Here is a 23332-nt window from a genome sequence, read left to right on the forward strand (position 1 = left end):
GCCGTGACTCCAGCCGATCTCACCGGCCGAGCAGCCGGAACCGGGCCCATCTCGGGCCCGGACCACCGCCTGCCGTCGCTGTTGTCGCCGGAAGAGTTCCGGGTGCTTTCCGGCGCCGGGGTCAGCCGGGCGATGCTGCCCGGCGAGGAACTGTTCCGGCTCGGCGAAGCGGCGGCCAGCATGTTCCTGATCGACACCGGCGAGGTGCGGCTGAGCTTCGACGACGGCCTGGCCGACAAACTGCTCGGTCCGGGGCAGTACTTCGGCGAACTGGCGGTCTTCATCGGCCGCCACCAGCGTTTCGCCCGCGCCGTCGCCGATACCCCCGGCGTGCTCTACGAAATCAGCCAGGCCGCGTTCAACGAGCTGCTGCAGCGCGAGCCGCGGGTGGTCGCCCGCTTCATGCAGCGCAGCTTCGCCTACCTGGTCGCCGGCGAGCACCAGCTGGTCCAGCACCTGCGCCGACGCAACGAGGACCTGCTGCAGACCCTCGACACCCTGCGCCAGACGCGGACCGAACTGACCGTCGCCCAGCAGCTGGTGCGCACCGACGACCTGACCGGGCTGGCCAACCGCCGCGGCCTGTACCGCTACCTCGACGAACTCGGCTCGCAGCCGCTGAACGACCTGAAGCTGGCGCTGCTGCTGATCGACATCGACCACTTCAAGCAGATCAACGACCGCAGCGGCCACCTCGCCGGCGACGCCGCCCTGCGCGCGGTCGCCGAGGAAGTGCGTCGGCTGGCCGGACCGCTGGAGCTGCCGTGCCGGCTCGGCGGCGACGAGTTCGCGATGGTGCTGCGCGTCAGCGACGACGGCGAACTCGCCAACCGCGCGCTCGGGCTGATGGGCGCGGTGCGTTGCCTGCGCCTGCCGAGCCTGCGCGAACATCGCCTGTCGGTGAGCATCGGCGGGGCGTTCTGCGCCGATCCCGGCGGCTGGTCGATCTGGTACAGCCAAGCCGATCGCGCCCTGTACGACGCCAAGCGACTGGGCGGCGATCACTGGCGACTGGCGCGCTGACCACGCATGGCCGTGGACCTTCAGGGCCTGCGTTCCGATCGAAAGAACGTTTTCATGGCGTCCCGATGAACCTCGACGAGTCCGGTCCCGGCGACAGCGCCGCGCCGCAGGTCAAACCCCTGCTGCGCACGGTGCTGCTCGCCGACATCGTCGACTCGACGGCGCTCGTCGAGCGCCTCGGCGACATGCGTGCGGCGCTGCTGCTGCAGAAGCACGACCAGCTGCTGCGGCAGTCGATCCAGTTCTGCCACGGCCAGCTGATCGACAAGGCCGACGGCGTGCTGGCGCTGTTCGAACGGCCGATCCAGGCGCTGGATTTCGCGCTGCGCTACCAGCGCGGCCTGCGCGAGCTCGGGCAGGCCGAGGGCATGTCCCTGCGCGTCCGCATCGGCGTGCACGTCGGCGACGTCATGATGTGGGCGAACGAGCCCCAGCACGTGCGCGCCGGCGCCAAGCCCTTCGAGGTCGAGGGCCTGGCCAAGCCGGTCGCGGCGCGGCTGATGAACCTGGCGCTGCCGGGACAGATCCTGATGTCGGGCATGGCGCAGAACCTGTGCCAGCGCGCCGTCGGCGAGCTCGGCGAGGCCGGCCGCGAGCTGCGTTTCGTGCTGCACGGCCGCTACCGGTTCAAGGGCGTGCCGGCGCCGATGCTGGTGCACGAGGTCGGCGAGCCGGGGCTGTCGCCGCTGCGGGCACCGGATTCCGGGCCGAAGGCCTGGCGCGAGCTGCCGCTGTGGCGGCGGCCGCCGGTGCTGGCGCTGGAGCTGTTGCTGGTCGGCGTGCTGGTGCTCGGCGGCGTGTGGTCGACGCTGCGGGCGCCGCCGGCGATCGCGTTCGCCGAGCGCGACTGGGTCGTCGTCGCCGACCTGCAGAACCGCACCGGCGAGGCGCTGTTCGACGACTCGCTCGACACCGCGCTGCGCGTCGGCCTCGAGCAGTCGCGACACATCAACCTGGTGTCGGAACTGCAGATCGACCGCGCACTGGCCCGCATGCAGCGGCCGGGGCAGCCGGTCGACCGCCAGCTGGCGACCGAACTCGCGCTGCGCGAGGGCGCGCGGGCGGTGATCCTGCCGACGGTCGCCGAGGTCGGCGGCGTGATCCGGGTGAGCCTGGAAGTCATCGACCCACGCAGTGGCGTCACCGTCTACAGCGAGAGCGCCGACGCCCGCGACGCGGCGCAGGTGCTCGACGCCCTCGACGACAACACCCGCCGCATCCGTGGCCACCTCGGCGAGGCGATCGCCGCGATCGACGCCACCAGCGAACCGCTCGAGCAGGTCACCACCGGCAATCTCGAGGCGCTGCGGGCGTTCTCGCTGGGGGTGCAGGCGCGCTACCGCGGCAGGCTGGACGAGGCGCGCCAGCTCTTCGAGGAAGCGATCCGGCTCGACCCGAGCTTCGCGATGGCGCACCTGCAGCTGGCCTTCATGCGCTATGTCGACAACGATGCCACGGGCACCCGCCACTTCGTCGACCTGGCCGCGCAGAACCGCACCCACCTGACCCGGCGCGAGCAGCTGTTCCTCGACGCCGCCGCGGCGACCCTCGACGAGCCGGAACTGGCGCTGGAAAAGTTCCGCCTGCTCGCCAGCCTGTATCCGGAGGAATTCCGCGCCTACGGCAACTACGCCTGGTTCGCGCACTACGACCTGCTGCAGACCGAGAAGGGCCTGGCGCAGCTGACGCCGGCGCTGACGCCGCGCAATCCGCGCGCCGGGCAGGCGCACTACACCGCCGGCGTGCTGAACCTGGCGCTCGACCGCTACGCCGAGGCGCAGAACCATTTCGAGCAGGCCAGCCTGCTCGGCGTCGGCGGCTTCAACCGCGAGCACGCCGAGACCTTCGTCGCCCAGCGCCGCTACGCCGACGCTGCGCGCGTGCTCGCGCTCGACAGCGCGACCGGCTCGGACGTCGTCGACCTGGAGATGCGGCTGATCGACATCAGCCTGCCGCTGGACCAGGGCGACATCGCCCAGGCGACGGCGGTCGCCGGCCAGCTCGCCGCCGCGGCCGCCGGCGCCAGCGAACTGCACCGCTGGAACCTCGAGGGCATCCGCCTTTCGGTGCGTGCGCTGGATCCGGACCCGGAATTCGCCGCCGACCTGCGAGCCCATGCCGCCGCCCAGGCCGGCCGCCTCGCCGATGGCGACGTGCTGCTGCAGCGGCATGTGCTGTTCCAGGCCCTCGCCGCCGGCTGGATGGCGGCCAACAGCGGCGACACCGTCACTGCACAGGCGATGCTCGACGTCGTCGCCGGCAACCGGCTCGTCGACACCTACCCGGCCAATGCGGGCATGCGCCGGGCGCTGGAAGCCGAACTGGCGTTGGCCGCGGGCGATCCCGGCAAGGCGGTGGCCTTGCTGAAACGGGCGGTGACGCTGCCCGGCGCGAGCTATTTCGAACGCGCGGTGCTGGCGCGCGCCCAGTACGCCGCCGGAGACTGGGAGGGCGCGGCCACCACCGCCGCATGGCTGGCCGACAACCGCGGTCGCGCCTTCGCCGAAAGCACCAGCATCGGCCATTGGCAGCCGATGAACGTCGTCGAGAGCACGCTCGCGCTGAAGCTGCGGGCGATGGCGCTGACCCGGGCGGGGCGTGCGAAGGAAGCGGGGGAGGCGGCGGCACGTTTCGCCGCGGCCTGGCCCGACGGGGAGAACGCCGCGATCGTGCAGCGGCGCTTCCCTGCCGACTGACTCAGCGGCGCGGCATTTCCAGCAGGATCGGGCTGTGCGCCGACTTGGCGGACAGCAGTTGCGCGCGCAGCGCGTCGCGGCTGGCGGCGATCGCGTCCTTGCTCGCCAGCTGGCTGACCGCCAGGCACATCCACGCGCCGCGCTGCACGCCGGCATCGGCGGCCGGGCCGTACCCGAGCGAGGCCAGCGCCTGGCGCGGATCGTTCTGGAAGGCGGCGCGGAAATCGTCGTCGGTCGCGAGCTTGTCGAGCAGCTTGTCGACGAGGCTGTCGGAAAGAGTCATGCGTTGTTCCCCTGGCTGGCGCAAGGCGCCTGAAAACGCCGGTTCGCCACGCGGCCACCGCGGTCGCGCCGCGCCGGCGGCGCCTTGCACGATATCGCGCGTCGCTGGCACTGTCACCGCCCGTCCGGCGAGGGAAAGCGCATGCGCGTGCGTCGTTGTGCCCATCTGATGCTCGAGCTCGACGAGGAGCCGCGCTTCGCGTTCGCGAGCCTGCTGTCCGGCGGCGACGGCCTCGATCGCAGCCCGCGCTGGCGGGCCTTCGCGGCGCATCTTCCGGCGCCGGTCACGATCGACGCGTCGCTGCTGCCGGCACTGCAGGCGGTGTCGCGCGACGACTGGACGACGGCCGATGCGCTCGCGGAACGCTTCGGCGACGCGACCGCGCAGGCGCTGCTCGCCAGCGGCCTGCTGGTCGGCGACGACGCCGGTCCGGACGGAGGCGAGAGCGAAATCGCCCGCGACGCTCAGCGCCGCGACGCCGCCGCGCGCGACGTCGCCTGGTGGACGCCGGCGCTGGTCGCGCAGGCACACGGCGGCTGGCACGACGTCGACATCGAGGCGCGCAACGAGGAAGGCCTGACCCTCAACAGCGAAGAGCTGGTCGACGCCTTCGGGGTTGCGCCGACGCACGACTTCCGCCGCGTTCCGGCAATGTCGCCACAGCACTTGCCGCCGCCGCGGCGCAGTGGTTTCGACGATCTGCTCGCGGCGCGCCGCACCTGCCGCAACTTCGACCCGCAGGCGGCGCTCGACGGCGCCGCGTTCGCGACGATGCTGCGCCGGGTCTGGGGCGCCCTGGGCACGAAGACGCTCGCCCCCGGCGCGGTGGCGGTGAAGAAGACCAGCCCGGCCGGCGGTGGCCTGCACGCGGTCGAGGCCTATGTGCTCGTGCAACGCGTCGACGGCGTCGCCCCGGGTCTGTACCACTACCTGGCGCTGGCGCACGCGCTCGAGCCGCTGCAGGCACTGGCGCCGGACGCGGCGAACGCGCTGGCGCACCGCTTCGTCGCCGGCCAGCACTGGTTCCGCGACGTGCCGGCGATGGTGGTGATGGTCGCCCGCTTCGACCGGCTGTTCTGGAAATACCGCCGCCACACCAAGGCCTGGCGCGTCGTCCATCTCGATGTCGGCCACCTGTCGCAGACGATGTACCTGTCCGCGGCCGAGCTCGGACTCGGCGCCTTCGTCACCGCCGCGATCAACGACCGGGCCGTCGACGCCGCCCTCGGCCTGCCGCCGCTGCGCGAAGCGGCGATCGCGATCGTCGGCTTCGGCGCCCGCTCGGCGGAGACGACGGTGATGGAACTCGACGACTACGACGAGGTGCGAATAACGAGGGAAGAGTAACGAGTAACGAGGGTGGCCGGCGCTGCGCGCGAAGGGCTCGTCTGCCGCCTGCCTCGTACGGACTAGCCCGGGGCACTCCGGTCGAGCATGCGGTAGCCGATCGCCTCCGCCAGGTGATCCGGGCCGATGTCGGCCGAGTCCGCGAGGTCCGCGATCGTGCGGGCGACGCGCAGGATCCGGTGCATCGCCCGCGCCGACAGTCGCAGGTTGGCCATCGCCCGTTCGAGCAGGCGCTGTTCGCGATCGGCGAGGTGGCAGGCCGCGTCCATCGCCGGCTGCGGCGCACGCGCGTTGAGGTCGCCGGCACGGGCGAGCTGGCGTTCGCGGGCGGCGAGCACGCGTTCGCGCACCACCGCGCTCGCCTCGCCGGGCGGCGCGCCCGGCCGCAGCTGTTCCGGTGGCAGGCGCGGCACCGCCAGCTGCAGGTCGATGCGGTCGAGTAGCGGCCCGGACACCTTCGCGCGGTAGCGCAGCACCTGTTCGGCGCTGCAGGTGCAGCGCCCGGACGGATCCCCGGCCCAGCCGCAGGGGCAGGGATTCATCGCCGCCACCAGCTGGAAGCGGGCAGGGAATTCGGCCTGGCGGGCGGCCCGCGACACCCGTACCAGGCCTTCCTCGAGCGGCTGCCGCAGCACCTCCAGGGTGTGCCGTCCCCATTCGCCGAGCTCGTCGAGGAAGAGCACGCCGTTGTGCGCCAGCGAGAGTTCGCCGGGGCGCGGATTGGCGCCGCCGCCGGCGACCGCGATCGCGCTGGCGAGGTGGTGCGGGGCGCGGAACGGGCGCTGCCGCCAGCGTGCGAGGTCGATGCCGCGGGCGCCGACCGAATGGATCGCGGCGGTCTCCAGCGCCTCGGCCTCACTGGCCGGCGGCAGCAGGCCGGGCAGGCGGGAGGCGAGGAGCGTCTTGCCGCAGCCGGGTGGGCCGACCAGCAGCAGGTGATGGCCGCCGGCCGCGGCGATTTCCAGCGCCCGCCGGCCACCGGCCTGGCCGCGTACATCCGCGAGGTCGGGCAGCGGCAGCGGTGCCAACTCGGCCGCCGTCACCGCGCGCGGCAGCTCGCGCTGCAGGCGCAGCCAGGCCACGACTTCCGCCAGCGTGCGCGCGGTCCAGGCGCGCCCGCTGCCGGCCAGCGCGGCTTCGGCGCCATTACCGGCAGGCAGCAGCAGCCGGCGGCCCTCGGCGGCGACGGCCAGCGCCGCCGGCAGCACACCGTCGACCGGCTTGAGTTCGCCGGTCAGCGCCAGTTCGCCGAGCAGCTCCAGATCGGCCAGCCCCTGCACCGGCAACTGGCCGCTGGCGGCGAGGATGCCGAGCGCGATCGCCAGGTCGAAGCGGCCGCCCTCCTTCGGAAGGTCGGCCGGCGCGAGGTTCACGGTGATGCGCCGCTGCGGGAAGTCCAGCTGGCTGTTGACGATCGCCGCCCGCACGCGTTCGCGGCTCTCGCGCACCGCCGCGGCCGGCAGCCCGACCAGGGTGAAGTTCGGCAGGCCGCCACCGAGGTGCACCTCGACCCGGACGGCGGGCGCGCGCACGCCCGTCCGGGCGCGGCTGTGGGCCAGCGCCAGGTTCATCGCGGTGGCGGAACGCTCAGCCGGCGCCGGGATCGGGCGCGGCGCGCTTCGTTTCGAGTTCGGCGAGCTGGCGCTCGAGGGCGTCGAGTTTCTCGCGCGTGCGCAACAGCACCGCGCGCTGCACCTCGAACTCCTCGCGCGTGACCAGGTCGAGCTTGCCGAGACCGGCCTGCAGCGTGGCACGGAAGTTCTGCTCGAGATCGGAACGCGCATCGCGCAGCCCGGGCGGCACGAGATCGCCGAGCTTGCGCGCGAGGTCGTCGATGGTCTTGAGGTCGATCATTGCTGCGGCTCCATCCATGGTCTTCGCGACCACATTGCCGCGGAAATTCGCCTGCCGGAAGCGGCGACGGCGTGAATCCCGTGTAGGAAATCCGCGCGCCCCGGCCGCGTCGGCACGGTTCGTCGCGGGGATCGACATGAAAACATGTCCGCCCGCGAGCAATCAATTGCCCTTCGCTGGGGCAGCTTCGGTTTCGTCCCCGACGTCTTCCCGATACCTGATTCCAGGAGGTGTTCCCGATGGCCACGGAAATGTTCGCGACGGCGGCGGCTGCCGTCGCTACCACGTTCGACTCCGGCGACACCGCCTGGATGCTGACGTCGACGGCGCTGGTGCTGTTCATGACCCTGCCCGGGCTGGCGCTGTTCTACGGCGGCATGGTCCGTGCGAAGAACCTGCTCTCGGTGCTGATGCAATGTTTCGCGATCACCGGCGCGATCAGCGTGGCCTGGGTCGTCTACGGCTACAGCCTGGCCTTCGGCACCTCCGGCATGGAGGAAGGCGTGGTGAACCTGCATTCGTTCGTCGGCGACTTCGGGAACGTGATGCTGGCGAACCTCGCGAAGGAAGCGGCGGTCGCCGAATTCCCGGAGAGCGTGTTCGTCACCTTCCAGATGACCTTCGCGATCATCACCCCGGCGCTGATCGTCGGTGCCTTCGCCGAGCGCATGCGTTTCGCGGCGATGCTGGTGTTCTCGCTGCTGTGGTTCACGGTGGTGTACACGCCGATCGCGCACATGGTCTGGGCCGGCCCGGGTGGCCTGATGTGGGACTGGGGCGTGCTCGACTTCGCCGGTGGCACGGTAGTGCACATCAATGCCGGCATCGCCGGCCTGGTCGCGGCGGTGGTGCTCGGCAAGCGCAAGGGCTATCCGACCACGCCGATGCCGCCGCACAACCTCGGCTACACCCTGACCGGCGCGGCGATGCTGTGGGTCGGCTGGTTCGGCTTCAACGCCGGTTCCGCGGCCGCGGCGGATGAAACCGCCGGCATGGCGATGCTGGTGACCCAGGTCGCCACGGCCGCCGCCGCCCTCGCCTGGATGGCGGTGGAGTGGATCCGCCATGGCAAGCCGAGCGCACTCGGGATCGCCTCGGGCGTGGTCGCCGGCCTCGTCGCGATCACCCCGGCCGCCGGCACCGTCGGTCCGGGTGGCGCGCTGGCGATCGGCGCCGCGTCCGGTGTCGTCTGCTTCTTCTTCGCGACCGCGGTGAAGCGCCGGCTGGGCTACGACGACGCCCTCGACGTGTTCGGCGTGCACGCCATCGGCGGCATCGTCGGCGCGATCCTGACCGGCGTGTTCGCGGCGCCGGCCCTCGGCGGCTTCGGCGAGGTCACCGACATCGGCGCCCAGGTGATCGCCCAGGCCGGGAGCGTCGGCTTCACCATCGCCTACACTGCCGTCCTGAGCTGGCTGCTGCTGAAGCTGATCGGGCTCGTCATTCCGCTGCGTGTCGACGAAGAGCAGGAAGCGGTCGGCCTCGACCTCGCCCTGCACGACGAACGCGGCTACAACCTCTGAACCTGCGGGAGCGCATGCGATGAAAATGGTCATGGCGATCATCAAGCCGTTCAAGCTCGACGACGTCCGCGAGGCGCTGAGCGAAGTCGGCGTCACCGGCATCACCGTCACCGAGGTCAAGGGCTTCGGGCGGCAGAAGGGCCACACCGAGCTCTACCGCGGCGCCGAGTACGTGGTCGATTTCCTGCCGAAGATCAAGCTGGAGGTCGCCGTCACCGGCGACCAGGTCGAGCGCGTGGTCGAGGCGATCCAGACCGCGGCCAACACCGGCAAGATCGGCGACGGCAAGATCTTCGTGTACGGGCTCGACAAGGTGCTGCGCATCCGCACCGGCGAGCTGGACGGGGACGCGCTGTAAGCGGCCAGCGGCCGCGGCGGGCTCAGGCCGCCGCGGCCGCGCTTCGCGTTTCGATCGGGAGCCGCCTCAGCCGAGCGCCTTCGCCATGATCGGCGGCATCGCCAGTGCACCCTGGTGCACGTCGGCGGTGTAGTACTGGGTTTCGAAGGGCTTCGCCGCGGCATCGGCCTTGCGGAACGCGGTGAGGTCACGCGCTTCCTTCGCCGCGATCGTGCAGCTCCACCAGCCGGTCGGGTAGCAGGGCTGCGGGAAGGGCAGGGTGCGGAAGGCGACGAAACCGGCGTCGCGCATCGCCTCGCGCATGTCCAGGATCAGCGGCATCAGCGCCAGCGGCGATTCACTCTGCTGCACCAGCAGGCCGCCCGGACGCAGCGCCTTCAGGCAGGTTTCGTAGAACGCGCGGTTGAACAGGCCCTCGGCGGGGCCGACCGGGTCGGTCGAGTCGACGATGATCACGTCGATCGATTCCGGCGCGGCGTTCTTCATGTAGGCGATGCCGTCGTCGAACATCACCGTCGCGCGCGGGTCGTCGTTGCTCTCGCACAGCTCCGGAAAATATTTCTCGGCCATGCGCGTGACCTGCTCGTCGATGTCGCACTGCACGGCGCTGCGCACGCCGGGGTGGCGCAGCACTTCGCGCAGGGTGCCGCAGTCGCCGCCGCCGATGATCACCACGTCCTTCGGGTCGGCGTGGGTGAACAGCGGCGCGTGCGCCATCATCTCGTGATAGAAGAAGTTGTCGCGCGTGGTCACCATCATCGCGCCGTCGATGAGCATGACGTTGCCCCAGTCGGTGCTCTCGTACATCTCGATCTTCTGGAACGGCGACTGCACTTCCTCGAGTTTGCGCTTCACGCGCAGGCCGAAGGCCGAGCCGGTGTGCTCGAAGTTCTCGTGCAGCCAGGTGGGGTTGTCGGTCATCGGGGCGGTCCGGGGTTTCTGGGCCCGACAGTTTAGGGCAGGCGGCACCAGCCTGTAGGAGCGGCTTCAGCCGCGATTCCTACCTCCCGGTGCGAAGCGTGCGCGTCTTCACCCAGCCTGCACCGCATGCCGCAGGAAGAGGCGGAATCACGCCGCCGGTAGGGATCGCGGCTGAAGCCGCTCCTACAGGATCGGGGGGTACAATTCGTGCCCCTTTCGCCCCTCCCCGGGGAGACCGATGACCGACTGGACTTCCGACCGCGCCCGCCGCGCCTACTCCATTCCCTACTGGAGCGACGGCTATTACGACGTCGACGACGCCGGCCGCATGGTCGTGCGCCCGCGCGGCGCCGGCGGACCGGCGCTGCCGCTGCCGGAGGTGGTCGACCGCGCCACCGCCGCCGGCCTGAAACTGCCGCTGCTGCTGCGCTTCTCCGACATCCTCGGCGACCGCCTCGGCAAGCTGCAGGCGGCCTTCGCGCGGGCGATGGCCGAGCTCGACTACCAGGGCGGCTACACCGCGGTCTACCCGATCAAGGTGAACCAGCACCGTGGCGTCGCCGGCGAACTCGCCGCGGCCGGTGGCGAAGGCTTCGGCCTCGAGGCCGGCAGCAAGCCGGAGCTGATGGCGGTGCTCGGCCTCGCCCGCCCGGGCAGCCTGGTGATCTGCAACGGCTACAAGGACCGCGAGTTCATCCGCCTGGCACTGATCGGCCGCAAGCTCGGGCTGGAGACCTTCATCGTCGTCGAGAAGCCGTCCGAACTGGCGATGGTGATCGAGGAATCGCGCGCGCTCGGGGTACGTCCCGGTCTCGGCGTGCGCCTGCGCCTGGCCTCGCTCGGCGCCGGCAAGTGGCAGAACAGCGGCGGCGACAAGGCCAAGTTCGGGCTGTCGCCGCGGCAGGTGCTCGACCTGGTCGAGAAGCTGCGCGATGCCGGCATGCTCGACAGCCTCGAGCTGCTGCATTTCCACATGGGCTCGCAGATCTCCAACGTGCGCGACATCGCCAACGGCATGCGCGAGGCGGTGCGCCACTTCGTCGAGCTGTCGAAGATGGGCTGCGGCATCCGCTTCATGGATTCCGGCGGCGGTCTCGGCGTCGACTACGAAGGCACCCGTTCGCGCGGTTTCTGCTCGGTGAACTACGGCCTCGACCAGTACGCGCACACGCTGCTGCAGCCGCTGGCGGAAGCTTGCGCCGAACACGGGCTGACGCCGCCGCGCATGGTCACCGAGGCCGGCCGCGCGATGACCGCACACCACGCGGTGATGGTCGTGAACGTCTCCGAGGTCGAGCCGGCGCCGCAAGGCGCGGTGCCGCCCGCCACCGCCGGCGAGCCGGCGGTGGTGCGCCACCTGCGCGAGACCCACGCCGCGCTGGGCCAGCGCCCGGCGCTCGAGCTCTTCCACGAGGCCCAGCACCATCTCGCCGAAGGCCTGGCGCTCTACGCGCTCGGGCAGCTGACGATCGTGCAGCGGGCGCAGCTCGACGACCTCTACTACGCGATCGCGCACGGCGTGCGCGCGCGCCTCGACGGCAGCGAGCCCAGCCATCGCGAGGCGCTCGACGACCTCAACGCGCGCCTGGTCGACAAGTACTTCGTGAACTTCTCGGTGTTCGAATCGATCCCGGACGTGTGGGCGATCGACCAGGTGTTCCCGATCGTGCCGATCGCCCGCCTCGACGAGGCGCCCGAGCGGCGCGGCGTGATCGCCGACCTCACCTGCGATTCCGACGGCCGCATCGACACCTACGTCGTCGCCGAGACGCTGGCGACGGCGATGCCGCTGCACGCGCCGCGCGCCGGCGAGAGCTACCGGCTCGGCGTGTTCCTCGTCGGCGCCTACCAGGAAACGCTCGGCGACATCCACAACCTGTTCGGCGACACCGACACCGCCAACGTGCAGCTCGACGCCGACGGCGGCTGGACCCTGGAGCGCCAGCGCCGCGGCGACACCACCGACGTGATGCTCGACTACGTCGGCTACGACCTCGCCGAGTTGCGCCGCACCTACCGTGACAAGGTCGACGCCGCGAACCTGCCCGGCGACGAAGCGGGGATGCTGCTGGTCGCGCTGGAGGCCGGCCTGACCGGCTACACCTACCTGCACGAGGAACACGCCACGCCGGGAGCGTCGTCGTGAAGGCCGGATTCATCGGCCTCGGCGCGATGGGCGCGCCGATGGCGGGCCACGTCGCCAGTCGCGAGCTGCTCGGCGTCGTCGGCAACCGCACCCAGGCGAAGGCCGACGCCCTCGCCGCGAAGCTCGAGGTGCGCGCGGCGCACGTGCCGGCCGATTTCGCCGGTTGCCGCGTCGTCGCGCTGTGCGTGTCGATGGACGCCGACGTGCTCGCGAACGTCGCCGCGCTGGCGCCGGTGCTGGCACCGGGCAGCGTCGTCGTCGACCACTCGACGGTATCGGTCGACACCGCGCGCACCGCGCATGCGCTGCTGGCGGCGCGTGGCATCGGCTTCCTCGATGCGCCGGTGTCCGGCGGCGTCGAAGGCGCCCGCACCGGCCGGCTGTCGGTGATGGTCGGCGGCGACGCCGCCGATCTCGAGATCGCCCGTCCGGTGCTCGAGGCCTATGCCGCGCGCATCACCCTGATGGGTGGCACGGGGGCCGGCCAGGCGACGAAGGCGGTGAACCAGGTGCTGGTCGCCGGCATCAACGAGGCGGTCTGCGAGGGCCTCGCGCTCGGCGAGAAACTCGGCCTCGACGCGGAGCGCCTGCTGCCGACGCTGATGGCCGGCGCCGCCGGCAACTGGTTCCTCGACAAGCGCGGCGCGACGATGCTGCGCGACGAGTTCGTGCCCGGTTTCAAGTGCGCGCACATGCTGAAGGACCTGCGCATCGTCGACGGCATCGCCCGCGCCGCCGGCGTCCGCGCGACCGTGATCGCGCAGGCCCTCGCCGACTACGACGAGCTCGTGCGGATGGGGCAGGGGGAGGCGGACACTTCGGCGCTCATCACCCTGAAGCGAGTAAAGAGTGGAGAGTAACGAGTAACGAGTGACGGCTCGCGCTTCGCGCGGGCGTGCTGCGCACGAGTGGTGAGTTCGCGGCTGAAGCCCGCTCCTACTCGTTACTCGTTACTCTTCACTCGTTACTCGCCTTCGGCGCGAGCCAGTCCACCGCCGATTCCTCGTCGAGGAACAGGCGCAGGAAGTGGATGCCGAGATTGCCGCACTGGATCGCGTAGAACTCGAAGTCGGGGCGCGACGGCGAAGCGGGGTCGATCAGGATCGCGATGCGCAGGTCGGGGCCGAAGCCGCCGTCCTCGCCGCGGCGCGGCATGTCGAAGATCTCGGCGGTGCCCAGCGCCAGCGTCGTGCGCCGGTGGTCGATCAGGAAGCGGCTGCAGCCGTTGGCGTGACCGGTGGCCATCGCCTCACGGGTGAGTTCGCGCAAGGCGGCGCGATCGGCCTCACCCTGCGCGGTCACCCGCACGAAGCCGTTCGCCCGCTGGTATTCGACGACCCACGCCATCGTCCACCGCCTCCTGCCACCGCGCCTACTGGGCGCGGATCGCGACCGCCTCGATGCCCTGACCGTCGAGCGCCGCCTTCGCGCTCGCCAGCGAACTCGCATCCGGATACGGCCCCAGCCGCACGCGGTAGATCGTAGCGCCGTCGACCGTCACCGGTTCGACGCGGGCGATCTGGCCGGTCATCGCGATCAGCGCCTTGCGTGCCTCGGCATCGGACGCGTTGCGGAAAGCGCCGGCCTGGATCAGCAGGCTCTGGCCGGCGGCGGGCGCCGGTGCCGGCGGGGTGGTTTCCGGCGCGGTATCGGCCGGCGGCGTCGCGCCGTCGGTGGCCGCTGCGCGTGCATCGGCCTCGGCGGCCGCCTGGGCCTCGAGCTCGGCGTCCGGGAACACGACCTCGTTGTCGCGCAGCACATCGTAGAAGTCGTAGCGGGTGCGCCGCGGCGTCGGTTCGGGAGCGTCCTGCGCCACCGGCGGCTCGGACGCCGCCGGCGGCCGCGCCTGCGGGTTCGGCTGCGGCAGCAGGTCGTTCACGTCGCCGCCGCTGCGGAAGTACACGAAGCCGGCGATGGCCAGACCCACCAGCACGCCGCCGGCCGCCCAGACGATGCCCGGGACGCCGCGGTTGCCGCTGCGCCGGGCCTGCTTCCTGCCACGCCGGGCTGCCATCACATCGTCTCCGGGGCCGACACGCCGAGCAGGGCGAGGCCGTTGGCGAGCACCTGCTGGGTCGCTTTCGCGAGGCCGAGGCGGCCGGCGCGCAGCTCGTCCTCGGCCGTGAGGATCGGCTGCGCGTTGTAGAAGCCGTGGAAGGCCGCGGCGACCTCGCGCAGGTAATTGGCGACGATCTGCGGCGCGCGGTTCTCGGCGGCGGACTCGAGCACTTCCGGGAAGCGCATCAGCTCGTCGAGCAGGTCAAGTTCCTGCAGCTCGCCGAGGCGGTTGCGCGCGGCCTCGGCGGCGCTGCGGTGATACGGGATCTGCTTCTCGGCCAGCTGGCGGAACAGCGAGCAGATGCGCGCGTGCGCGTACTGGATGTAATAGACCGGGTTGTCGTTGCTGCGGCTCTTGGCCAGCTCGAGGTCGAAGTCGAGGTGCTGGTCGTTGCCGCGCATCACATAGAAGAAGCGGGCGGCGTCGGTGCCGACCTCGTCGCGCAGCTCGCGCAGCGTCACGAAGCTGCCGGCGCGGGTCGACATCTGCACGCGCTCCTCGCCGCGGTAGAGGATCGCGAACTGCACCAGCTGGATCTCGATCTTCGCCGGATCCAGGCCCAGGCCCTGCGCGGCCGCCTTCAGACGGGCGATGTAGCCGTGGTGGTCGGCGCCGAAGATGTACAGCGCGCGCTCGTAGCCGCGCTCGAACTTGCTCAGCAGGTAGCCGAGGTCGGAGGCGAAATAGGTGGTGACGCCGTTCTCGCGGCGGACGACGCGGTCCTTGTCGTCGCCGAAGGTGGTGGCGCGGAACCACAGCGCACCTTCCTTCTCGTACAGGTGGCCCTGCTCCTGCAGCGTGCTGATCGCGCGATCGACGTAGCCGTCGGTCATCAGCGAACGCTCGGAGAAGAAGTTGTCGTGGTGCACGCCGAAACCGGCGAGGTCGTCACGGATGTCGGCCAGGCACCAGCTGAGGCCCGCCTCGAACACGCTGCGGTAGCCGGCGTCGCCGAGCAAGGCCTTGGCGCGGGCGATCAGGGCGTCGACATGGACTTCCTTGTCGCCGCCCGGCTCGCCCTCGTCCGCCGGCAGGCCGTCGGTGATCTCGATGGCGCTGCGGCGCAGGGCGTCGCCGGTCTTCGCGCGCAGGGCGCGGGCGATCTCGACGACGTAGTCGCCCTTGTAGCCGTTGACCGGGAACGGCACGGTGACGCCGCCGAGTTCGTGGTAACGCAGCCACACCGACACCGCCAGGATGTCCATCTGGCGACCGGCGTCGTTGACGTAGTACTCGCGCTGCACCGCATAGCCGGCGGCATCGAGCAGGGCGGCGACACTGGCGCCGTAGGCGGCGCCGCGACCGTGGCCGACATGCAGCGGCCCGTTCGGGTTCGCCGACACGAACTCGACGGTGATCGAGCCGCGGCTGCCGGCGGGCTGCCGGCCATAGTCGCGGCCGGCCTCGAAGATGCGCCGGATCGTGCCGAGGCGGCAGCCGCGGGCGAGAGTGAAATTGAGGAAACCCGGCCCGGCGACCGCGACCGCATCGACGTGCTGCGACTTCGGCAGGCTGTCGGCCAGCATCTGCGCGAGGTCGCGCGGCTTCATCCCGGCCGGCTTCGCCAGCAGCATCGCGACATTGCAGGCGTAGTCGCCGTGTTCGCGCGAACGGCTGCGCTCGATCACGAAGTCGGGGGTCGCCAGGTCCTGCGGCAGGCGGCCGAGGCGGCGCAGGTCCAGCAGGGCTTGGGCCACCAGTTCGCGCAGATGCTCTTTCACCGGATATCCGTTCGGCGTAGGGGTAGCCGCGTATTGTAGCCCGCCGTTCCCCTCCCGCCGCCGTCGGCGCGGCCCGCCGGTTCAGCCGGTGGCCGCGCAGAGCGCCGCGAAGGCGTCGATCACGGCCTGGCCGTTGCCGGGCGGCTGGTCTTCGAACCGGTCCTGCAGCTGCTGGCTGACCTGGCGCACGACCGGGCCGTTGCGGGCTTTCTGCGGTCCGAAGGCGCGTTCGCCTTCGCGCGAGCAGAAGCGGTGCAGGTCGAAGAAGTAGACGGTCTGGCCCCGGCTCAGGAAGCCGAGGCAGGTCAGCGCGCTGGACGCCTTGGCGAGCGCGCGGCCGGCGCGGCGTTCGCGTTCCCGGCAGAGGCGGACCGCGCTGTCGGCCAGCAGCGGGAAGGGTTCGCCGACGTTGGCGGTGTCGAGGTCGGCGGCCAGCCGGGCGAGGCGCTCGCCGCGGCGCGCATCGGGGTCGTCGCGCCAGTCCGGCCGCTCGCCGTCCAGCCACAGCGCCAGCCCGCGCGCTAGCGAGCCGCCGGGGGCGGCCGGCACGTCGGGGTCGTCGGAGCGCTGCGGCGGGCGGGCATCGAAGGTGCTGCCGGCGATCATCAGTTCGAGGGCGATGTACAGCGGCCGCTCGGCCACCGGATCGAGGCCGCAGGCGGCGAGGATGCGGAAACCCTCGGCGATGCTGGCCGCCTCGTTGCCGCCGACCGGGCCGGGCACGTCGAAGGCCTCGCGCTGGCGCAGGTCGTGACAGGCGGCGAACAGCATCAGCGCCAGCCAGTCGTCGGCCGGCAGCGCCGGTTCGCCGATCGCATCCATCAGCGCACCGAGCCGGCGCTCGGCGAGCTCGAGCACGTGTTCCTCGTTGTGGTAGTCGTGCGGGTCGTCGCCGAAGCTGCCGTGGCGGCGGCCGATGCGGGCAATCCCGAGGAGGATCGCGTCCAGATGGCGCGGTGCGCCGGCGCCTGCGGTCGCGCGCGCGACCATGCCTTCGATCCGCGTGACGATATCGGGCCGGCGGCCGGCGAGCAGGGCGCGTGCTTCGGCCGGGCCGGGCAGGTCGCGCTCGCTCGCGTCCGCGGGGTAAAGGGACGAATAGCCCAGGATCACGCCCGTCTCCGCCGGCGGCGGATCGCCGCGCGGCGAGTATAAGCAGAGGCTCGGGGGCCTTCGCCACGCCGACGGTCGGGTATTTCATACCGCCCCCAGGCGTGCCATCGAGCAGGGCGGCCCGTCGCCGATCACGAAATGGTCGAGCACGCGCACGTCGACCAGGGCCAGCGCCTGCTTCAGCCGGCTGGTCACCGCGCGGTCGGCGGTGCTCGGCTCGGCACTGCCCGACGGGTGGTTGTGGCCGAGGATCACCGCGGCGGCGTTGTGCGCCAGGCAGCGCTGCACGACTTCGCGGGGATGCACCTCGGCACCGTCCAGGGTGCCGCGGAACAGTTCCTCGAAGGCGATGACCCGGTGCCGGGTGTCCAGGAACAGGCAGGCGAAGACTTCGTAGGGCAGGGCGCGCAGCCGCCGCGCCAGGTAGTCGCCGGCCCGCGACGGGTCGGTCAACGCCTCGCCGCGGGCGAGGCCCTGGGCGAGGTGGCGGGTGCCCAGCTCGAGCGCCCCGGACAGCAGGCACGCGCGCGCCGGGCCGATGCCCGGGCGTGCCGCCAGCGTGGCCGCCGGCAGGTCGAGCAGGGCGCGCAGGTTGCCATGCTGCTCGAGCAGGCGGCGGCCGAGATCCACCGCGGTGAGCCCGCGCGTGCCGGAACCGAGGAACAGCGCCAGCAGCTCGGCATCCGACAGCTGGTTGGGGCCGCAGGCGAGCAGCTTTTCGCGGGGACGTTCGGATTCGGGCCAGTCGCGCAGTCGCATGCCGACAGCGTGCCGGTGGCGGCGACCGCCGGCGTCGGGGCGATTCCGGGCATCGGGTAAGCTGGGCGCCGACGTGACGGTAGGGAAATTCCGCATGCCTGCATTGCAGGGACAGCGTGTGCTGCTCGGGGTGAGCGGCGGCATCGCCGCCTACAAATCGGCGGACCTCGTGCGCCGCCTGCGCGACGCCGGCGCCGAGGTCCGGGTCGTGATGACCGCCTCCGCGCTGCAGTTCGTCGGCGCGCCGACCTTCCAGGCGCTGTCCGGGAATCCGGTGCGCAGTTCGCTCTGGGACGAAGCGGCGGAAGCGGCGATGGGCCACATCGAGCTCGCGCGCTGGGCGACCCGGGTGCTGGTCGCACCGGCCAGCGCGAACACCCTGGCGAAGCTGGCGCATGGCCGCGCCGACGACCTGCTGTCGACCCTGTGCCTGGCCACCGAGGCGCCGCTGCTGCTGGCGCCGGCGATGAACCGGGTGATGTGGGCCAATCCGGCGACGCAGGCCAACGTCGCCACCCTGCGCAGCCGCGGGGTCGCGATCCTCGGCCCGGCCGCCGGCGGCCAGGCCTGCGGCGAGACCGGCGAAGGCCGCATGCTCGAGCCGCTGGAACTGGTCGCGGCCCTGGCCGACGGCCTGGCGCCGCCGCGGCTCGCCGGGCGCCGGCTGCTGATCAGCGCCGGCCCGACCTTCGAAGACCTCGACCCAGTGCGTTTCGTCGGCAACCGCAGTTCCGGGAAGATGGGTTTCGCGCTGGCCGCCGCGGCACGGGCGATGGGGGCCGACGTCACCCTCGTCGCCGGCCAGGTGGCGCTGGCGACCCCGCCCGGGGTCCGCCGCATCGACGTTCGCCGCGCCGCCGAGATGCAGGCGGCGGTGCTCGCCGCGCTTCCCGGCCAGGACGCCTATATCGGCGCCGCCGCGGTCGCCGACTACGCCCCGGCGGAAACCGCCAGGCAGAAGATCAAGAAGAAGGAGGAGCGGCTGGCGCTGGAACTGGTGCGCACGCCCGACATCCTCGCCGCGGTCGCGGCGCACCCGCAGCGGCCGCGGCTCGTCGTCGGCTTCGCCGCCGAGACCGCCGACCTCGAGACCTACGCGCGCGGCAAGCTCGCGGCCAAGGGGCTCGACCTGATCGCCGCCAACGACGTCTCCCGCGCCGACCGCGGCTTCGAAGCCGACGACAACGCGCTGACCGTGTTCTGGCGCGACGGCCGGCACGAGATCGCGCATGCGCCGAAGGCCCAGGTCGCGCGCGCGCTGCTGTCGCTGGTCGCCGACCGGCTGGAGACGGGACGATGAACCGCGAGGTCGAGTTCCGCCTGCTCGATGCGCGCCTGGGACGCGATTTCCCGCTGCCGGACTACGCCACCGCGCAGTCGGCCGGCATGGACCTGCGGGCGATGGTGGACCAGTCCCTGGAACTCGCGCCGGGCGAGGCGCAGCTGGTCCCCTCGGGCCTTGCGATCCATCTCGGCGACCCGGCGATGTGCGCGGTGATCCTGCCGCGCTCCGGCCTCGGCCATAAGCAGGGGCTGGTGCTCGGGAATCTCGTGGGCCTGATCGACGCCGACTACCAGGGCCCGCTGATGGTGAGCCTCTGGAATCGCGGCCGCTTACCCGTCACCATCGCGCCAGGGGATCGAATCGCCCAGCTGGTGTTCCTGCCCGTCGTCCGGGCGGTGCTGCGCCAGGTGGACGCGTTCGCGGAAAGCGGACGCGGCCAGGGCGGCTTCGGCCATACGGGCGTGCGCTGAGTCCGGGCGCCATCCGAATCCAGGGGGAAGCATGAAATTGTCCGGGGTACCCGCGCTGAAACTGCCGCTGCTCGGCGCCGTGCTGGCGCTGCTCGCCGCCGGCTGGTTCGGCTGGATGGGCTGGCTCACCGCATCGAGCGAGAACGCGGCCGCACAGGCGGGACTGGCGCGCGCCCAGCTCGCCGAGACCTTGATGGCCAAGGTGCAGGCGGAACGCTCCCGGCTCGACGCCGTGCGCGAACGCATCGCCCTGACCACGGCGCTGCGCCGCGGCGACCGGGTCGCCGCCGAGCAGGTCGTCAACAGCGGCTGGGAAGGGCTGGAAGTGGTCGAGTGGCACGACGTCGGCCTGGACGCCGCCTATGCCGACGCCGCGAAGTTCGGTTACGGCAAACTCGGCCTGCTCGAGGAGGCGCTCGACCAGAACGGTGCGGTGGCCGCGGTGATCCTCGACGGCGGTGGCCCGCGCTTCGCGCTCGCCGCGCCGGTGTCGGACGCGGGCCGGGTGCTGACGCTGGTCTACCTGCGCATGCCGCTGGAGACGCTCACCGCGCCGATCAACCAGCACGATCCCGGTCCGGGCTATTACGCGCTTCGCCTGGGCCGCCACAACGTCGTCGAAATCGGCGACACCGGGCTGTCGGGCGCCGCCGAACAGGGCGCCGTGCGCGTGCCTGGCACGACGATGCGGGTCGTGTCGACGGTGCCGCCGCCGCCGAGCAATCTCGGCGCGTTCCCCAATTTCCTGCTCGCCGCGCTGTGCCTCGTGGTCGCGTTCGCGCTGCTGATGCTGCCGCGGCTGAAGGGCCTGCGCCTGCAGCGCGTCGCCACCGAGGAACCCGCGGCGGTGACCGCGCACGAACCGACGCTGGCCGAGCTGGCGGCGCAGCCGCCGCCGGAGCCGGCGAAGCCCGTCGCGCGCGCCGACACCGCGCCGGTGGTGGTGCGGGCGATGCTCGACCGCGGCATCTTCCGGGCCTACGACATCCGCGGCATCGTCGGGAAGACCCTGGATGCCGAGACCGCGCGCCTGATCGGCCAGGCCATCGGTACGGTCATGCACAAGCAGGACGCGAAGACGATCGTCGTCGGCCGCGACGGCAGGCTGTCGTCGCCGCAGATGGCCGCGGCGCTGATCGAAGGCCTGCAGGCCGCCGGCCGCGACGTGATCGACATCGGCGAGGCACCGACGCCGGTGACCTATTTCGCCGCCTACCAGCTGCGTGCCGGCTCCTGCGTGTCGGTGACCGGCAGCCACAATCCGCCGGACTACAACGGCTTCAAGATCGTGGTGGAGGGCGAGACCCTCGCCGGCGACGCCATCCAGGACCTGTACGAGCGGATCGCCGAGAACAAGCTGCACGCGGCCCGTGATCCGGGCCTGGTGACCCGCCGCGACGTCGCCGACGACTACGTCCAGCGCATCGCCGGCGACATCCAGATCGAACGCCGCCTGCGCGTGGTCATCGATTGCGGCAACGGCATCGCCGGTGCGATCGCGCCGCGCCTGCTGACCGAGATCGGCGCCGACGTCGAGGAGCTGTACTGCGAGGTCGACGGCACGTTCCCGAACCACCATCCGGACCCGAGCGAGCCGGACAACCTGCACGACCTGATCCAGGTCGTGAAGCGCACCGGTGCCGACCTCGGCCTGGCCTTCGACGGCGACGGTGACCGCCTCGGCGTGGTCACCCGCGACGGCGAGATGATCTTCCCCGACCGGCTGCTGATGCTGTTCGCGGCCGATGTGCTGGAGCGCAACCCCGGCGCCTGCGTGATCTACGACGTGAAGTGCACCGGCCATCTGGCGATGCACATCCTGCGCCACGGCGGCAGCCCGCTGATGTGGAAGACCGGGCACTCGCTGATCAAGGCGAAGATGCGCGAGACCGAAGCCGAGCTCGCCGGAGAGATGAGCGGTCACTTCTTCTTCCGCGAGCGCTGGTACGGCTTCGACGACGGCATCTACGCGGCGGCGCGCCTGCTCGAGATCCTGTCCTCGCGGCCGGAGACGCCGCAGGAGATCTTCGACACTCTGCCGAAGGGCGTGTCGACGCCGGAACTGAAGATCCCGATGGCCGAGGAAGGCGCGCAGTACGACTTCATCGATCGCTTCCTGAGCGTCGCGAAGTTCGACGGTGCCCGCATCGCGACCATCGACGGCCTGCGTGCCGACTGGCCGGATGGCTGGGGCCTGGTGCGCGCGTCGAATACGACGCCGGTGCTGGTGCTGCGTTTCGATGCGCGCGATGGCGACGCGCTGGAGCGGATCAAGTCGGCCTTCCGCGAGCAGCTGCTCGCGGTGGATCCGGAACTGCAGCTGCCGTTCTGAGCCGACCGCTGCGGGCCACGACGGCGACCGCCGTGGCCTGGCCCCCGACCTGGCCTCAGCCGGACGTCGGCGGCGTCGCGCCGGCCGCGGAACGCGTCGGCGGCGCGTCCTCACCACGCAGCTCGTGGAAGCGCGTCACCAGGCGCTCCACCTCGCCGTCGAGGTCGACGAGCTCGGCCTGCTTCACGATCAGCATCTGCTGCTGCTTGCCGATTTCCCGGTGCAGTTCCCGGATGGTGTTGACCTGGGTCGCGCCGACGGCGCGCCCGGCCAGCTCGGCCTCGGCCGCCTGCGCGAGCAGGCTGGTGAGGCTGTCGCGCTGGCCGGCGATCGCGGCCTCGATCGCCTCGAGCGTCTGGTTCAGCAGCTCCTGGCGCAGCCGGAACGAGCGGCGCAGGTCGTCCTCGGTCTGGAAGGAGCCCAGCATCGCCTGTTCGGTCTGCAGCGCCTTCTCGGCGGCGGCGCGTTCGGCGGCGGCCGCGGCTTCCTGCGCCTCGAGCGCGGCGCGCTCCTCGGCGGTCAGCGCGCGGTCGATCGTCGCGGTGACACGGCCGCTGGTGGCGCTGATCTCGGAGCGCGCCTGGTCGACCGCTTCGGGCGGCAGCGCGTCGCTGAACTGCACCTTCCCGTCCTTGTCGACCCAGCGGTAGAGCTTGCGCTGCTGCGCATCGGCGGTGCCGACCAGCACGAGCGCCGCGACCAGGGCGGCGAACAGCTTCTGCGGTTTCATCGGCGTCTCCCCTTCATTCCCCGGGCTGGCTGCCATAGCGGGCACGATACCCCTCGAGCGCCGGCTTGTGCGCGGCCAGGTCCGGCCGCTCGTCGGCGCGCGCGAGCAGGTCGTCGAGACCCGCGATCGCCAGCACCGGAATCCCGAACTCCGCCGACACTTCCTGGGCCGCCGAACGGCTGCCCTGCTGGCCGCGCTCCTGCCGGTCCAGCGCGATCAGCACGCCGCAGGGCTCGCCGCCGGCGGCGCGGATGATCGCGATCGATTCCCGGATCGCGGTGCCGGCGGTGATCACGTCGTCGACGATCAGCACCCGTCCGCGCACCGGCGCGCCGATCAGCTGGCCGCCCTCGCCGTGGTCCTTGGCTTCCTTGCGGTTGAAGGCCACCGGCACGTCGTGGCCGCGGCCGGCGAGCGCCACCGCGACCGTCGTCGCCAGCGGGATGCCCTTGTAGGCAGGCCCGAACAGCATGTCGAAGCCGAGGCCCGAGGCGAGCAGCGCGTCGGCATAACACTCGCCCAGATGCGCCAGCGCGGCGCCGGTGTCGAACAGCCCGGCATTGAAGAAGTAGGGGCTGGTGCGTCCCGACTTCAGGGTGAATTCGCCGAAGCGCAGCACGCCGCGCTGCAGGGCGAGGTCGAGGAAACGGCGCTGGTGGTCGAGCACGTGGGCGATCCGCGATGGGTCGCGCGCATTGTGCAACACGCGGCG

The 23332-nt window shown here is 71.7% G+C and carries 21 protein-coding genes; 10 read left to right on the top strand and 11 right to left on the bottom strand.

Annotated elements, in window-relative coordinates:
• Positions 1 to 81: 81 nt before the first annotated feature.
• Together K311_RS16675 and K311_RS16680 are read left to right on the top strand one after the other, a co-directional pair.
• Positions 82 to 1023, top strand: coding sequence for a GGDEF domain-containing protein (locus K311_RS16675; protein WP_211223658.1), 942 nt, complete (start codon positions 82 to 84; stop codon positions 1021 to 1023).
• Positions 1024 to 1088: 65 nt separating this feature from the next.
• The gene (locus tag K311_RS16680; RefSeq protein WP_051240040.1) at positions 1089 to 3719 is read left to right on the top strand and encodes a putative peptide modification system cyclase; all 2631 of its coding nucleotides are present in this window, start codon (positions 1089 to 1091) and stop codon (positions 3717 to 3719) included.
• Between the two features lies 1 nt (position 3720).
• Here K311_RS16680 and K311_RS0111545 read toward each other — a convergent pair whose 3' ends face one another.
• Positions 3721 to 4002, bottom strand: a complete 282-nt coding sequence (locus tag K311_RS0111545) for an NHLP-related RiPP peptide (RefSeq protein WP_026817444.1) — start codon at positions 4000 to 4002, stop codon at positions 3721 to 3723.
• Positions 4003 to 4143: 141 nt separating this feature from the next.
• Between K311_RS0111545 and K311_RS16685 the strand changes: the two genes are divergently transcribed.
• On the top strand, positions 4144 to 5349 hold the full coding sequence (locus tag K311_RS16685; protein ID WP_043797711.1) for a putative peptide maturation dehydrogenase: 1206 nt from the start codon (positions 4144 to 4146) through the stop codon (positions 5347 to 5349).
• Between the two features lie 62 nt (positions 5350 to 5411).
• Here the strand turns inward: K311_RS16685 and K311_RS0111555 are convergent, their stop codons facing one another.
• Together K311_RS0111555 and ubiK are read right to left on the bottom strand one after the other, a co-directional pair.
• Positions 5412 to 6920, bottom strand: a complete 1509-nt coding sequence (locus K311_RS0111555) for a YifB family Mg chelatase-like AAA ATPase (protein WP_026817445.1) — start codon at positions 6918 to 6920, stop codon at positions 5412 to 5414.
• Between the two features lie 16 nt (positions 6921 to 6936).
• A complete protein-coding gene (gene ubiK, locus K311_RS0111560; protein WP_026817446.1) occupies positions 6937 to 7203 on the bottom strand; it encodes a ubiquinone biosynthesis accessory factor UbiK in 267 nt (88 codons plus the stop codon).
• Between the two features lie 239 nt (positions 7204 to 7442).
• Here ubiK and K311_RS0111565 point away from each other — a divergent pair, with 239 nt between their 5' ends.
• Positions 7443 to 8726: an ammonium transporter gene (locus K311_RS0111565; protein ID WP_026817447.1), complete on the top strand. Its 1284-nt coding sequence runs from the start codon at positions 7443 to 7445 to the stop codon at positions 8724 to 8726.
• 19 nt (positions 8727 to 8745) lie between these two features.
• The gene (locus tag K311_RS0111570; RefSeq protein ID WP_026817448.1) at positions 8746 to 9084 is read left to right on the top strand and encodes a P-II family nitrogen regulator; all 339 of its coding nucleotides are present in this window, start codon (positions 8746 to 8748) and stop codon (positions 9082 to 9084) included.
• A 66-nt stretch (positions 9085 to 9150) separates the two neighbouring features.
• On the opposite strand, the gene speE is transcribed toward K311_RS0111570, so the two are convergent.
• Positions 9151 to 10005 carry a polyamine aminopropyltransferase gene (speE, locus tag K311_RS0111575; RefSeq protein ID WP_026817449.1) on the bottom strand — a complete coding sequence of 285 codons (855 nt, stop codon included), beginning with the start codon at positions 10003 to 10005 and terminating at the stop codon, positions 9151 to 9153.
• Between the two features lie 238 nt (positions 10006 to 10243).
• On the opposite strand from speE, the gene speA reads away from it, so the two are divergent.
• Entirely contained in the window at positions 10244 to 12151 is a 1908-nt protein-coding gene (speA, locus tag K311_RS0111580) for an arginine decarboxylase (protein ID WP_026817450.1), read from the top strand.
• A complete protein-coding gene (locus K311_RS0111585) occupies positions 12148 to 13011 on the top strand; it encodes an NAD(P)-dependent oxidoreductase (RefSeq protein WP_026817451.1) in 864 nt (287 codons plus the stop codon). Before speA ends, K311_RS0111585 begins: the two co-directional genes overlap by 4 nt.
• A gap of 97 nt (positions 13012 to 13108) precedes the next feature.
• On the opposite strand, the gene K311_RS0111590 is transcribed toward K311_RS0111585, so the two are convergent.
• The 5 genes from K311_RS0111590 to radC all read right to left on the bottom strand — a co-directional run bounded on the left by K311_RS0111590 (position 13109) and on the right by radC (position 17803).
• A complete protein-coding gene (locus tag K311_RS0111590; protein ID WP_026817452.1) occupies positions 13109 to 13498 on the bottom strand; it encodes a hypothetical protein in 390 nt (129 codons plus the stop codon).
• Positions 13499 to 13523: 25 nt separating this feature from the next.
• On the bottom strand, positions 13524 to 14165 hold the full coding sequence (locus tag K311_RS0111595) for an SPOR domain-containing protein (RefSeq protein ID WP_026817453.1): 642 nt from the start codon (positions 14163 to 14165) through the stop codon (positions 13524 to 13526).
• Positions 14165 to 15931, bottom strand: coding sequence for an arginine--tRNA ligase (gene argS / locus K311_RS0111600; RefSeq protein WP_026817454.1), 1767 nt, complete (start codon positions 15929 to 15931; stop codon positions 14165 to 14167). The genes K311_RS0111595 and argS overlap by 1 nt, the downstream gene beginning before the upstream one ends.
• 81 nt (positions 15932 to 16012) lie before the next feature.
• Positions 16013 to 17044, bottom strand: a complete 1032-nt coding sequence (locus K311_RS0111605) for a hypothetical protein (RefSeq protein WP_026817455.1) — start codon at positions 17042 to 17044, stop codon at positions 16013 to 16015.
• 84 nt (positions 17045 to 17128) lie between these two features.
• Positions 17129 to 17803, bottom strand: a complete 675-nt coding sequence (gene radC, locus K311_RS0111610) for a RadC family protein (RefSeq protein ID WP_026817456.1) — start codon at positions 17801 to 17803, stop codon at positions 17129 to 17131.
• A 94-nt stretch (positions 17804 to 17897) separates the two neighbouring features.
• Here radC and coaBC point away from each other — a divergent pair, with 94 nt between their 5' ends.
• The 3 genes from coaBC to K311_RS16690 are packed head-to-tail and all read left to right on the top strand — an operon-like array spanning position 17898 to position 21890.
• The gene (gene coaBC, locus K311_RS0111615) at positions 17898 to 19103 is read left to right on the top strand and encodes a bifunctional phosphopantothenoylcysteine decarboxylase/phosphopantothenate--cysteine ligase CoaBC (protein WP_043797714.1); all 1206 of its coding nucleotides are present in this window, start codon (positions 17898 to 17900) and stop codon (positions 19101 to 19103) included.
• A complete protein-coding gene (gene dut, locus K311_RS0111620) occupies positions 19100 to 19558 on the top strand; it encodes a dUTP diphosphatase (RefSeq protein WP_026817458.1) in 459 nt (152 codons plus the stop codon). Before coaBC ends, dut begins: the two co-directional genes overlap by 4 nt.
• A gap of 31 nt (positions 19559 to 19589) precedes the next feature.
• Positions 19590 to 21890, top strand: a complete 2301-nt coding sequence (locus K311_RS16690; RefSeq protein WP_043797716.1) for a phosphomannomutase/phosphoglucomutase — start codon at positions 19590 to 19592, stop codon at positions 21888 to 21890.
• Positions 21891 to 21945: 55 nt separating this feature from the next.
• Here K311_RS16690 and K311_RS0111630 read toward each other — a convergent pair whose 3' ends face one another.
• Positions 21946 to 22620 carry a DUF4124 domain-containing protein gene (locus tag K311_RS0111630; protein WP_051240043.1) on the bottom strand — a complete coding sequence of 225 codons (675 nt, stop codon included), beginning with the start codon at positions 22618 to 22620 and terminating at the stop codon, positions 21946 to 21948.
• A gap of 13 nt (positions 22621 to 22633) precedes the next feature.
• Positions 22634 to 23287: an orotate phosphoribosyltransferase gene (pyrE, locus tag K311_RS0111635; RefSeq protein ID WP_026817460.1), complete on the bottom strand. Its 654-nt coding sequence runs from the start codon at positions 23285 to 23287 to the stop codon at positions 22634 to 22636.
• Between the last annotated feature and the right edge of the window lie 45 nt (positions 23288 to 23332).

It is taken from the genome of Arenimonas composti TR7-09 = DSM 18010 (assembly GCF_000426365.1).
Classification (GTDB): domain Bacteria; phylum Pseudomonadota; class Gammaproteobacteria; order Xanthomonadales; family Xanthomonadaceae; genus Arenimonas; species Arenimonas composti.